The organism is Rubripirellula obstinata (assembly GCF_001642955.1).
Lineage (GTDB): Bacteria > Planctomycetota > Planctomycetia > Pirellulales > Pirellulaceae > Rubripirellula > Rubripirellula obstinata.
In genome coordinates this window covers 71,203-84,783 of the sequence record NZ_LWSK01000003.1, presented here as the reverse complement: position 1 = coordinate 84,783, position 13,581 = coordinate 71,203, and the positions used below count along the sequence as shown (strand labels likewise).

The 13,581-nt window shown below is 55.2% G+C and carries 9 protein-coding genes; 3 read left to right on the top strand and 6 right to left on the bottom strand.

The genetic code is table 11. The features are described from left to right. Positions 1–8: 8 nt before the first annotated feature. Both dprA and RC85_RS01900 read right to left on the bottom strand, forming a co-directional pair. Positions 9–1,292, bottom strand: coding sequence for a DNA-processing protein DprA (gene dprA / locus RC85_RS01905; protein WP_149752879.1), 1,284 nt, complete (start codon positions 1,290–1,292; stop codon positions 9–11). A gap of 375 nt (positions 1,293–1,667) precedes the next feature. Beyond that, entirely contained in the window at positions 1,668–3,893 is a 2,226-nt protein-coding gene (locus tag RC85_RS01900) for an NADP-dependent isocitrate dehydrogenase (RefSeq protein WP_068258182.1), read from the bottom strand. A gap of 185 nt (positions 3,894–4,078) precedes the next feature. Between RC85_RS01900 and RC85_RS01895 the strand changes: the two genes are divergently transcribed. Further along, a complete protein-coding gene (locus RC85_RS01895) occupies positions 4,079–5,983 on the top strand; it encodes a DNA gyrase/topoisomerase IV subunit B (protein WP_068258181.1) in 1,905 nt (634 codons plus the stop codon). A gap of 113 nt (positions 5,984–6,096) precedes the next feature. Here RC85_RS01895 and RC85_RS01890 read toward each other — a convergent pair whose 3' ends face one another. Next, on the bottom strand, positions 6,097–7,224 hold the full coding sequence (locus tag RC85_RS01890; RefSeq protein WP_068258232.1) for a patatin-like phospholipase family protein: 1,128 nt from the start codon (positions 7,222–7,224) through the stop codon (positions 6,097–6,099). Between the two features lie 415 nt (positions 7,225–7,639). On the opposite strand from RC85_RS01890, the gene RC85_RS01885 reads away from it, so the two are divergent. Then, positions 7,640–8,020: a hypothetical protein gene (locus RC85_RS01885; RefSeq protein WP_068258180.1), complete on the top strand. Its 381-nt coding sequence runs from the start codon at positions 7,640–7,642 to the stop codon at positions 8,018–8,020. Beyond that, positions 8,017–8,823 carry a sirohydrochlorin chelatase gene (locus tag RC85_RS01880; protein WP_068258179.1) on the top strand — a complete coding sequence of 269 codons (807 nt, stop codon included), beginning with the start codon at positions 8,017–8,019 and terminating at the stop codon, positions 8,821–8,823. The genes RC85_RS01885 and RC85_RS01880 overlap by 4 nt, the downstream gene beginning before the upstream one ends. Positions 8,824–8,937: 114 nt before the next feature. Here RC85_RS01880 and RC85_RS26555 read toward each other — a convergent pair whose 3' ends face one another. The 3 genes from RC85_RS26555 to RC85_RS01870 form a co-directional block, all read right to left on the bottom strand. Further along, complete coding sequence (locus RC85_RS26555; protein ID WP_160148170.1) at positions 8,938–9,099, bottom strand: hypothetical protein; 162 nt, start codon at positions 9,097–9,099, stop codon at positions 8,938–8,940. A gap of 210 nt (positions 9,100–9,309) precedes the next feature. Continuing rightward, complete coding sequence (locus tag RC85_RS01875) at positions 9,310–10,536, bottom strand: DUF1559 domain-containing protein (protein ID WP_068258178.1); 1,227 nt, start codon at positions 10,534–10,536, stop codon at positions 9,310–9,312. 194 nt (positions 10,537–10,730) lie between these two features. Then, positions 10,731–13,481 carry a hypothetical protein gene (locus RC85_RS01870; RefSeq protein ID WP_149752880.1) on the bottom strand — a complete coding sequence of 917 codons (2,751 nt, stop codon included), beginning with the start codon at positions 13,479–13,481 and terminating at the stop codon, positions 10,731–10,733. Positions 13,482–13,581: the final 100 nt, after the last annotated feature.

The window sequence follows — 13,581 nt, the reverse complement described above, 5'->3', positions numbered from 1 at the left end:
AACCTTGGTTAAATCCGACACACGTTCTGCCCCGACATTCGCTGCACCAATCGTTTCATTTCCAGGACGCTGATGATGGCGATGACCTGGTGGGTTGGCAATTCGCAGGTCTGAATGACTTGGTCGATCGATGTGCTGGTGGTTTCGATCGCGTCGAGTACTTTGCGTTCGATCTCGTTCAGTTTTAGCTCGCTTGGGCGATGAACTTGGTTTCCATCGCTGGTTTCGACGGGGCTTCGCATCGGGCCGAGTGCTTCCAGAATGTCGTCAACGCTTTGGACGAGTGTCGCGCCGTCGCGGATCAGTTGGTTGCAACCGCGTGACACTCGGCTGGAAACGGGACCGGGCAGCGACATGACTTCGCGATTTTGTTCGCCTGCAAGTCTTGCGGTGATCAGTGAACCGCTCCGATCGGGTGCCTCAATCACCAGCGTGGCCATCGATAAGCCCGCGACGATGCGGTTTCGCTGTGGGAACAATCCACCCTTGGTCTTTGTCATCGGTGGATGCTCACTCAATACCGCGCCGTCGGCAGCGATCGCTTTGGCGAGTCCACCATGTTCGGGCGGATACATCTGGGCCAACCCGCCACCGAGCACCGCGATCGTTCGCCCGCCACCCGACAATGCACCTTCATGCGCCGCCGCATCAATTCCTCGCGCCAATCCGCTGACCACGGTGACCCCGGCACGAGCCAAGGAATAAGCGATTCGCTCGGCCTGCTTTAAACCGTAGCTGGTTGCGTGACGCGTTCCCACGATGGCAACCGCAATGTCGTCTTCGGGAAGAAGTTCGCCGCGGCAAAACAGAATCGGCGGCGCATCGACCAGATCATCCAGCATCGTTGGGTAAGGCGATTGATCCTTGACCAAGATTTGCGTGTCATGGTTCATGCACCAATGAACGACGGCGTCCAAATCATAGCCACGACTTTCCAACTTGATTTCGTTGTACAGCTTGGGTCCGATGCCGGGCACTGAAACGATCGCGTCGGTGTCACCACGGAACACTTCACTTGCACTGCCGAAACGCTCCAGCAACGTCGCCATGATTCGCGGCCCGACACCGGTGATCGACGACAATCGCAATTGGTCCAAGATTTCGGGCGAAAGTGTTTCCTTGGCGATCCCTGGCGGTGGGTCGCCGATGTCGTTCACCCAACCGGCCGAATCTCGCTTAGCACTTCGCCGCGGATCCGACGACCGCCGTGCCGTCTTAGCATCAATCCCACCACGCCCATGACTGGCCAACTCAGCGTTGGCCGCATCCCAATCAATCTCGTTTTGAACCATCTCGCAATCCGTCCAGAGAGAACCAAACCTTCGGAAGTCAATTCTCAAGTGTACCGGATCGAACAAACCCAATGTGACCAACCGCCATGTCAGGACACACTTCGGATCAATACGCGATCTTCCTTTGTGAACTCTGTGCCCTTTGTGGCTAGAAACGACGTGCATAAGAGGACGAAATCAACTATCTCGCACCCGCTGCATGCCTGGGTTTGGCTAGCCACAAAGGGCACAGAAGACACAGAGTTTTATGCTCGCAAAGTACCGTTGTGACGCAGTTGTTTTGCGAAACGCTTTGCCAGGGTGCAGGTCTTGTGTTGCGAATGCCGGAACTGCGCCGCTGACGCGTCTTGTTGCCGGCCCGCGCAGTTTGGCGTCTTACAATGTCGCTAGGGTTTCGTTGAGGGTTTTGCTGGGGCGCATCGCGGTGGCGGTTTTTTCGCAGTCGGGTTGGAAGTAGCCGCCGATGTCGACTGGCTTGCCTTGGACGGAGTTGAGCTCGTCGACGATCTTGGTTTCGTTTTGCGTTAGAGTCTTGGCGAACTCTGTGAACTTGGATTTTAGTGTTGGGCTTTTGTCTTGGGCGGCCAGGGCTTGGGCCCAGTACATCGCTAGGTAAAAGTGACTGCCTCGGTTGTCCAGTTCGCCAGCTTTGCGACTGGGGGATTTGTTGTTGTCTAACAACTTGCTGGTCGCGTCGTTTAATGTTTCAGCTAAGACCAGGATGTCGTCTTTGCCAATTTTGGCACCCAGGTCTTCCAGCGAAACTGCGATCGCTAAAAACTCGCCCAGCGAATCCCAACGCAGGTGGTTTTCCTGAACAAATTGTTGGACGTGTTTTGGTGCGGAACCACCGGCCCCGGTTTCAAAGAGTCCACCGCCAGCCAACAGAGGCACGATCGACAGCATTTTGGCACTGGTGCCAAGTTCTAAAATCGGGAACAGGTCGGTCAGGTAATCTCGCAGCACGTTGCCGGTAACCGAGATCGTATCTTTGCCGTCCTTGCAACGTTGGCAAGCATAGGTTGCTGCATCGACAGGCGACATGATGGAAACTTCCAGGCCGTCGGTGTCGTGATCGGGCAAGTACTGCGTGACCTTCTTGATCAGGTTTGCGTCGTGGGCACGGTTTTCGTCCAACCAGAAAATGGCTGGTGATCCGGTCGCACGAGCGCGGCTGATAGCCAATCGCACCCAGTCGCGAATCGGTGCGTCTTTGGTTTGGCACATTCGCCAGATGTCACCCTGCTTTACATCGTGTTTCATCAGCACGTTGCCAGCGGCGTCAACAACCTGAACGACACCGTCGGATTCAATCTCAAACGTCTTGTCGTGCGATCCGTACTCTTCCGCCTTCTGAGCCATCAGTCCCACGTTGGCGACGTTGCCCATGGTCGCAACATCGAACGCTCCGTTGGCGATGCAGAAGTCGATCGTGGCTTGGTAGACGCCAGCGTAACAACGGTCGGGGATGATTGCCTTGGTGTCGTGAAGCTTTCCATCGGGGCCCCACATTTTACCTGACGATCGAATCGCCGCTGGCATCGACGCGTCGATGATCACGTCGCTGGGCACATGCAGGTTGGTGATGCCTTTGTCTGAATCGACCATCGCTAGTTTGGGGCGATCGGCGTAGACCGATTCGATGTCGGCTTTGATCTCGGCTTGTTTGTCGGCAGGCAACGATTCGATCTTGGCGTACACGTCGCCGATACCGTTGTTGGCGTCGACTCCGATTTCTTCAAACAGTGCGGCGTGCTTCGCGAAGACGTCTTCGTAATAAACGCTGACGCAGTGTCCGAAGATGATCGGGTCGGACACCTTCATCATCGTCGCTTTCATGTGCAGCGACATCAGCACGTCTTGCGACTTGGCGTCATCAATTTGTTCAGCCAAGAATTTTCGCAGCGCCGTCTTGCTCATCACCGACGCGTCGATCACTTCACCGGTTTGCAGTTCCAGGCCTTCTTTCAAGACGGTCGTTTCGCCGTTGCTTGTCAGTTCAATGCGAACCGATCCGGCTGATTGCATGATGTGCGATTGTTCGCTGCCAAAGAAGTCGCCTTCGGACATGTGAGCGACATGGGACTTGGAATCAGATGACCACTGGCCCATCGAGTGAGGATTCTTGCGAGCGTATTCCTTGACGGGGCCGGCGACGCGGCGATCGGAATTGCCTTCTCGCAGGACTGGGTTGACGGCGCTGCCTAAGACTTTGGCGTAGGCGTCGCGGATCGCTTTTTCGTCGTCGGTCGATGGTTCTTCGGGGAAATCGGGGACGGCGAAACCCTTGGCCTGCAATTCTTCGATCGCGGCAGATAATTGAGGAATCGAAGCGCTGATGTTGGGCAGCTTGATGATGTTGGCTTCGGGTGTTTTCGCCATCGCCCCTAGCTCTGCCAACGCGTCAGACCGCTTTTGATCCTCGGGCAGCCGATCCGACAGATTTGCCAGTATTCGGGCCGTCAGCGAAATGTCGCGAATTTCAACTTTGACGTCTGCGGCATCACAAAACGCCTGAACGATCGGCAGCAGCGAATGGGTCGCCAATGCGGGGGCTTCGTCAGTATGGGTGTAGATGATCGTTGGGGTTTGGCCGGACATTCGGTGATTCCTCTTCAAATTTCGCTAGGACGCTTGTGTCAGTTGAATGTCAATCCTAGCGTCGAACCAAAAAAAGACGAGGATAGGAACCAACTTGATTCGATCGGGCTGAGCGGGTATTTGTTCAGGCACGGAAACTACCCCGGAAATCGTGCAATCTCGCAAACCCAAGCTAACACCCACGCATGGCAAAGAAATCATACGGCGGCGATGACATCACCGTCCTCGAAGGTCTCGAACCTGTTCGCAAACGCCCCGGCATGTACATCGGCGGCGTTGGTTCGACTGGGCTGCATCACCTGATTTGGGAAGTGGTCGATAACAGCGTCGATGAGGCGATGAACGGTCACGCGACCGAAATCACGGTCACCCTGGGCAAAGATGGTCGCACGATTTCGGTGTCTGACAACGGCCGCGGAATCCCGGTCGATCGAAATACCAAGACCAAAAAAAGTGCTCTGGAAACCGTGCTGACGGTCCTGCACGCGGGCGGCAAATTCGACGAAGGCAACTACAAGACTGCGGGCGGTTTGCACGGTGTGGGTGCCTCGGTCGTCAACGCGTTGTCCAAAGAATTGACTGCGGTCGTCCGCCGCGACGGTGCCCAATATCGAATGACGTTCGCCAAAGGCCAACCGACCAGCAAGCTGCAGAAATTAAAAGGAGCAGTCCGCGGTACTGGCACCACAATCACGTTCACGCCCGACCCGACCATTTTTCCACGTACCGATTTTGACACCAAGCTCGTTCAAGCTCGCCTGGAAACCGCCAGCTTCCTGCATCGCGGTGTCAAAGTTACCTACATCGATGAAGCTGCGAAAACCAAAGAAACGTATCTGCACGAAAACGGCATCGTGGACTACTTGGGCAAGGTTCTAAAAGAACGTAAAGCTCGCCCCATTCACGAAGCACCATTCACCGTTCGCAACGACGACCCGCGGATGGAAATGACGATGCAATGGAGCGAGTCCACCGACGAACACGTTCGCAGCTACGTCAACGGCATCCCGACGGGGTCAGGCGGTGCGCACGAAAATGGTTTCCGCAGCGGTTTGACGAAAGCGGTTCGCAACTACATCGACACCCACAGCTTGACCCCGCGCGGCGTCAAGATCAGCGCCGAAGACATTCGCGAAGGTCTCGTCGCAATCGTTTCCGTGTTCATTTCAGAACCACAATTTCAAGGTCAAACCAAGGACAAACTCAACAACCCTGAAGTCGCTCCGTTGGTCGAAAACTCGATCCGTCCAGCGATGGAACAATGGATGAACGACAACCGCAGCGTTGCTGATGGAGTCGTCGCACGGATCATCGCAGCGGCTCGTGCGCGTGCCGCTTCGCGTGCTGCGTCGGACGCGGTGTCACGCAAAGGCAGCGGAAAACGAACGATGTTGCCCGGCAAACTATCGGACTGCGTTTCGGGCGGGAAAGGCGAAAGTGAAATTTTCATCGTCGAAGGTGATTCGGCCGGCGGGTCGGCGAAACAGGGTCGCGACCGAAACACGCAAGCGATCTTGCCGCTGCGTGGAAAGGTGCTCAATACCGAGAGTGCGACGCTGAAGAAAATTCTCGAGAACAAAGAAATCCAAGACCTCGTTGCCGCGCTCGGTTGCGGAATCGGCCCCAGTACCGATATTGCCGCGCTGCGTTACGACCGAGTGATTCTGCTGGCGGATGCCGATAGTGACGGACACCATATCACGACGTTGCTGCTGACGTTCTTTTACCGCCACATGCCGGCGTTGATTGCAGCGGGTCGTTTGTACATCGCGGATCCTCCGCTGTATCGCATTGATCTGGGGAAAGAAACGCACTGGGCCGCCGACGAATCGGCTCGCGAAAAGATCTTGGCCGATTACAAAGGTAACGCTAACCCAGAGATCACACGTTTCAAGGGTCTCGGCGAAATGATGCCCGCGGTCCTTTGGGACACGACCCTAAACCCGGAAACCCGTCGGCTGATGAAAGTCGAAATCGATGATCAACTAGAAACCGACCGTGTCATCAGCGACCTAATGGGCCGCGACGCGTCCGCCCGTTTCCGTTTCATCATGGACCGAGCCGAAGACGCCGATTCGATCGACGTTTAGACAACATTTGGGATCACAAACGTCGTAGCTGATCCCGCCAGGGTTCAGTCAGGATCAACTGAACCCTGGCGGGATCAGCTACGATCTAATTTCGATAAAATCGCTGGCGATCATCACGCGGCTCTGAATCGAACGTGATTCTGTGAGGCTGATCGAACCACCTTTTCGCTGTGCCGTGTCAGCGTGGCGTCGGCGACTTCATAGCCGTGGCGAAACAGGATACTGAATTCGTTGTGCGTTAATCGACGCAAGGTTGTTTCCATGCCGGCTGCTTGGCGGACTTCGGCATCGGTCAACGCTGGCGTCTCGCCTGCGATACGAAGGTTGTTGCCGCGTTTAGTTTTTAGGCCCATTCGCAAGTACGCTCCGCTGCCTGGGTTTTGTTGGAAGTGATTGATCAACATCCGTGCTCTCAGGCTCCGCACTTGATCCGTGGCAACATCCACCAAACGCATCGACGCTCTTAAATAACTAGGCCGCCAATGGGTTCCACGTGATTCACCGGAGAGCGGTCGCGAGGCGTCACAGACAATTAGAAAGTCGGTGTCGTTTTGCAGTCCCACGCCGGGTTTGAACAACGATTCGACGCCCAGGTTGTCGTATACGCCGCCATCCCAAAGATGCAGCCGTTTGTATTGTGGGCTGAAGGAATGCCAATCGTCATCGCGAAATTCATTCCAAGCATAGTCACGCGTCTTGACGACCAACGGACCGATCAATCCGGGGACCGCCGCCGATGCTGCTAGGGCATGCGACAGCGGAAAGTCTGGATCATTGATGTACTTGGTTTGGTAGTCGCCCATTTGATCGCGTCCAAAACGCCAATTCTTACCCGTTTCATAGCAAGTCGCGTTGATGATCCAACGAGGCGAAATCGGCAGTTCGGCCAAGTCCGTTTCGATCCGCCAATGTTTTCGGATCGCATCACCAAGCACAGCCGCGCGGCCCTTGGCGATCTGCCAGGGAAACATCAGCGACTTCATCACGTACGAGCGTTGCAAGTCCCGTGTCGTCAGCAATTCGTGAATTTGCGGAACGACATCGTGTAAGTACTGAGCACTGCCCGGCCAACGGTTGCCAGAAATCGAGAACACCAACCCAGCGGCAAGACTGCCGCCGGAAACGCTGGAGACAATTTTGACTTGGCCCAGCAAATCTTGTCGGGCCAAGCGAGCCAAAACGCCCAGATGAAAAACGGTCGCGCGAACACCACCGCCCGAAAATGCCAAAGCAATCTTCAGCGGGCGACTAACGGCTGACTTTGATTGAATCATCTGAATCGATGCATCGTGAAACCGGACCGTGAAACTGACGATAAACGCTTCGCGTTGGCGTACGATCCGACCTTAGCCTCTTCCGCAAGCACGAATCCATGTCAAAACATGGCCTGGTTTGTGAATTTAGCCGTGCAGGCAAACGGTGGACGACAAGGCCCCTCAGGGCAAATCAGTTTTTCATACTGGGAAGTGAGCCGTGATCGCGTAAGCGGCCGGGCCTACGTAAATGCCCGAGGCGTTACCGCCAGCGGCTCACAAGAGCTTGCCCAGCTTCAAAAGTGAGTTGCCCTGCTGGTCCCCTGCCCAATCTTGCCTGACGATCTAAAATGATTGGTAATCCAAAACACAAACCCTTGAAACATTTGACTAGGAAAAGATCATGCGTGGACTTGTTTACGGAATTGCCGCGGTTGCTGCGGTTGGAATTATGATTGCCATCGCTAATACGGGCGGGCCCGAATCGGTCGATCCGGCTGCTTCGGCGACCTCGGTTTCGGCCGATGCGGTGACCATGGAAGAGGCCGGTACTTTGACGCTGGCGGTTCCCGAAATGCATTGTTCGTTTTCCTGTTTCCCACGAGTCAAAGAAACACTGGAAAAGAACGAGGCAGTCGAACAGGTTGTCCTTGGGCCGCAAAAGGTTGAGGGGACGCTTGATAACCGTCAAGTTGTTGTTCAGTACAAGGCTGGCTTCGCGGTTGATAACGCCTTGAAGATGTTGGCGACCGAAGGCTTCACTGATTCGCAACTGGTTAAGTGAGTCGCAAGTCAGGTGTCCTGCTGATTGGTCATGGGACTCGTGATGAGCTTGGAACGCAAGAGTTCTTTGAGCTTGGCGAGTTGCTTTCCCGACGTTGCGGCGATCTGCCGGTCGAATCTGCGCTGCTAGAATTTCAGTCGCCCACGATTCCCGATGGCTGGAATGCGTTGGTCGCAAAGGGGGCAACTCACATTCATGTTGCACCGTTGTTGCTGTTCGCCGCCGGACATGCCAAGAGCGACATTCCTGACGCGATCAAGCAATGCCAAAGCGAATCCAACGGGATCACGACCGATCAATCTCGGCCGCTGTCACGTCATGCATCCATTGTGCAATTGGCGGCTCAACGAATATCCGAATCGCTGGCGTCGATGGATTCTGATCCACAGCGGACTGCGGTGGTGATGGTTGGACGCGGCAGTTTTGATCCGTGTGCGCAGGCGGACATGCGATTGTTGTCTGAAATTGTTCGCACTCGTTTAAGCTTGCCGAATGTTTGTACAGCGTTCTACGCCATGGCCGAACCAAAGCTGCCAACGGTGCTTCGCCAAGTAGCCAGCACCGGCCGGTTTGACCAAATCTTGGTCTACCCGCATCTGCTTTTTCACGGCAGGCTTTATCAAGCGATTGTCAGGCAGACAGAAGAGGCCATGGAAGAGTTCCCGTCGGTCCGGTTCCACTACACCGACTATCTCGGTCCCAATTCTTACGTTTCGGATGCCATTGCCGACCGCGTGCTTGGCGATACAAAGCGAAAAGCAAAACAATTTCCCAGCGTCGCTGGACCAACAAAAAACGGCTGATGGAACTGAGCCATCAGCCGTTAATTTCAGGTTGAGCACGGACACAGCGTCTCTGCCGGTTTAGAAACCTGGCCCTAACCGGTTCAACGTTGGCTGTCCCAAAACCCAACACCGTCAATCTGAAATCTCGACGGTCTCTGGAGCTGGATTGTCCTCGACCCACTTGGAGAGCTCGTCCGGTTCGGCAGCCTGTTCGAGCGAATCGCCGGCACCGCCACAGCCCAGAACCATGACCAACGCGACCGAGCACATCAAAGAAATATAAAATCGACTCATCATCAACTTCCTGCACGATTGTTAGAAAATGTAGAGAAATGTCAGTCTCACGGGGCCGGTTGTTAGACGAGACCGGCCCCTGTGTAAACGATTGTCCGCGGCGTGAAGCTTAGGAACGAGTGGAAAATTAGTGTCGCCTTTCGCTCCGCGAAAGTAGCGAATCCACTGTTTTCGCCGAGCGAAAGGCGACTATAAAAAGTCGCACGTTCCTTACTCGAGCGACACGTCGGTTTCTTTCGATGAACGCGTTCCCAATGCTCCCCACAGCCCGAACGGACTTTGTGAACCTGGCGCTAGGAATGCTGCTCCATTTCCGACTTGGGCGCTGGATTGATCACCAGCCTCGATCGAATCGGTGACAAACTTGACTGCTCCATCGCACATCAAAATATGAACGCCGCCCTGGTGGCGACTACTCGGAGGCACAATCGCGTCATTGAAGTTGTTCGTTTCCATGCACAACAAGCTGTTGGGCGGGCTGATCGTTGTCACCATCCCCCAAATCGAACGACTCATCGCCCACTTCAGTCCACGACGCTGCTCTGCATCCGTACCACCACCTTGCAGCGGAGCATTGGTGAAGCCTGCACGCCAAAATTGCGGACGTAGGGGATCGACTTCACCATTGCAAAGGAGGACGCCGCCAGCAGCACTGATCTCACCACCTGAGTGAGCTCCGCGAGTTCGCACGTCATTGTCCCCTAAGTCCGATGCAATTTCAGCGGCACAAATCGTATTGGACAAGCCATCGAGAATGTCGCGGAATCTTGAATCCTGACGATGGACGAATGCACCTCGACATCCGGCCCGCGCATTGACGGTCTGCGTGTTACCAGCCGAATTGTCGTTCCCATTGTCACCGACAGGGCCTGCGATGAAGTAAGCTGAATCGCCCACGCTTGCTGCGTAATTGGTGCGTCCTTGACCAGGCAAACCAACACCCGGATCACTTGGGCATCGAAAGCCGGGGATTTCCGTTAACCATGGGTCGTAACGTGTAACTGCGTGATGCGATAACCATCGCCGAGGACCAGGGCCCATGGGTGGGAAAATTGCACCGGTCAATGGATCCTGCAATGGGTTACTGATCTGTTCCCAAAGAGCCTGCTGCTCGATGAACGGAGTCAGCGGAACGAGCCAACTCAATTCCAAACGACTGTTTGCGCGTGGGGCTTGCGCGGCACTCTGTCCGTCTGGTGTTCCGCCAAGTTGCGGCGTACCTGTACCGTGCTTCGGCATTTGATTAAAAGCGGAATGATAGTTGTGTACCGCCAATCCCACCTGCTTGAAATTGTTACTGCAGCTCATCCGGCGTGCGGCCTCGCGTGCAGCTTGGACAGCGGGCAGCAGCAGACCGACCAAAACGCCGATGATGGCGATGACGACTAACAGCTCGACCAGCGTGAAAGCATCACGCTCTCGATGTGAACGTTTCATAAATGACCTTCAAGAAAGAGTGCTGGAAACAATGTCGTTGCTTCCTAAGGGGTATTTGTTCCTGAGTACATTATCGCTTGTGGAACATTATCCGCCTTACCAAAAGTGCATTTACTAGCACGATTGTGCCAGTTTCTTTAAAATTCACCTCAGAATGGATATCGGCGAGGGGTTTTTCCTGTCCCTAACACGGGCTATCTTTCTCTCTGAATATCCACCGTCGCATCGACGACGATTCGATCGGCGTACTGGGTCAATGATGCGCCGCCGCCGCGAAACCATTTCATGACCGGGGCAACGTAGTCCGGTGGCGCGCCGCCGCTTGGTAATTCGCCTCGCCATGCCGTGCTGATCCATCGCTTGGCTGTGGGTGCAAACTCGTACTCGCCCCCGAGTGAACATTGCAGGTCTGCACCGAGTACTCTTTGCGATTCCATCATCGCTTGGTCTGGTTTGACACCCAACTGACGAGTCAACAAACTCAAAAAGCTTGCCCCGCTAAGGCTGCTTTCTCTTGCACGCTTGTACAACTGACCATTCGCCCATGATTCCAATTGGCTGCCTTGCAGATTGCCAAAGGTGGCGCGAATCTGCGCGGTGTCTTCGACGTCCACCGCTTCCAAGAACGGCAGAGTGGCTTGCAACACGTCGGGCCAAAAACTGAGGATGCTGAAACTGCCGTCGTTGTAACGGTACAAGCCACCGATCAACCGATTCAATCCAGGACCGACCGGCGTGCCGATCCCAAGCCCCAGCGGCAATCGATCCAGCGCGCCCGGTTGCGGCCAAGCACCCAAGTATCCCGGGATGGCTTTGAGTGAACGATAGATGTTTAGGATGCCCTCGAAGTCCTCGGGTCGCGGTGGCAAAGTGTCTTTGATGGCAGCGAACAAGTGCGTCGGTGGCCCCAGTTGCTGCGACGCAACATGAGCCTGAACGGACAAGATATCGTCGGGAGCGAATCGCATCGCAAGCGGTGTGGGCGGTCCAAGTTGCCGCGACCACTTGCCGTACTTTTCCGCCCCCCAAGGCGCGATCTCGGCATGGATGTTGACACGCTCGATACCAGATTGCTGGACAGTTGAATCACCGCTAACTGATTGATCGTCCAGCGGCGTTCTGCCCAAACCAACCATGATGGGATCGATCGTGGGAAACCGATTGGAATACTCCGCCGCGATCCGTCCGTACCACGATGCTTCGTCGGCTGTCACCGTGGTGACCTCCACATCGGCGATCGGAATGAAGGATCCTCTGGCACCACGCCGTGTGTCCATGACCGAATCGCCCACTTCGATCGTGCCACTTCCATCGGGTCTGGACCCAAAACCGGTTGGCAAAAATCCAGCGGATGTCAATTCAGCAATCCCGGTGGAATTGGCAGCGTTTGATCCGGTGACGGCAAAGCTCTCTTGAGCCGCAGCCATCCGCGCGAGGTGCGTCAACGCAATTTCAGCCTTGGCCGATAAACGACGACGCAATTCAATCAGGTAATTCGGCGCGACAAGTCCGCGTAACATTTGCGGCGAGAAGTAGGCAAAGATCGTGTCTTCGCGCTCCAGCGGCATTAGTTTTCGAGCCAACAAGAACGATTCAGTTGCCGCCAATGATTGCTTGTTTTGACCGACTTCTAGAAAACGGGTTGCGATCGTGCGGCTGTTGGTGACCAGGAAGAACCCGTCGTCTTCGACCAAGAACGATCGCACTCGGTTGTCGGCTGATGACAACAGCGACGCTTTCCGATCACCAATTTTTATTTCTTCTAGCGTGACTGAATCGTCGGACGACGCGAGGGAAGATCGATCATTGTTGAAAGAAGTTCTTAGCAGGAACGCGTTCTTGGATTTGAACAGTACTCCCATCGACGCGCCGTCGGCCAGGAAAAGATCGCGGCCGATGATCGCTTGGTCTTCGATCACGGATGGCCCCAACATTCGCGACATCGCATTTGCTTTGACGTTAAGTTGTCTTTCGAGCCGAGCCGTCGATTCATTCGTGACTCCACGCAGCGAAACCATCGTCGAAATATCGCCGCCATATTCCTCGGTAAGATTCAAGAACCAAAGATAGTTTTCAAAAGATCCGTAACGAATGTAAAAACACTCCGGCGGCACTCGAGTCGCCATCGGCTCGACGGGGACATCGGCAAGATCGTTCTGCGAAAACAATGGCGACCAGTTCGGCGGTAGTGGCAAAGGCAAATCAGCACTCTGAGTATTCACTCCGACACCGGCGGCTTGCTTTCGGAAGATCGCCTTCCCGACGCCTTCGACCCCGGCGACCAACTTCAAGGTACTAAGCAATTCGTCTTCTTCTTTGTCGGTGTCCAAGTACCAAGCGGGCAGCGGTAATTGCAACCGACCTGACAACATCGCCACCAGATAATTTTCCACCCAAGTCGGATAGTCGGCCGAGTCGATCTGTTGCTTGGCCGCATTGGTGTAACCTGCCCACCATGCGTTTAGCGTTTGCGAGTGCAGGATTGGATTGGGTTGCGGGTTGACGGGGAAGCTACCCAAAGTTCCCCGAGCATCGCTGAGCGTCACATTCATCGGACCGTTGCCGGTGAACAAAAACGTGACGCGTCGGGCAACGGTTTGGAATTGAGGTTTCTGGTCAGCCGTGATCTCGCGAATCAGGTTTCCGACGCGGTTGAGCAAACGTCCGCCGCCGGGACGCGGTACAGGTCTTTGTGACGGCAGCGGCACCTGGACTTTGATGTCCTCGCTGAATGGAAACAAAATTCGCCCATCCGGGTCGGTTGCGACCAGTGGCGGAAGCGTCTGATCGATGACGGGAAAATCCAATGGAATTTCGATCGTCGCCACGCCATAGGGCTGCCCGGTCGCCCCGTTACCGTTGGCCGCGTTGACAATGGCACCGGCGGCCTGGACCCGATCGGCCATCAGGAAAACGGAGATGCAAAGTAGGGTGCGAAAGATCATGGGCAAAAGCTCGGAAGCGTTCTCGGAAAAAGGTCTCTGGTCGCGGATGACGCGAAGCTTGCGTAAGCTTACCCACCCATTATTGGTCCCGACCACTCCT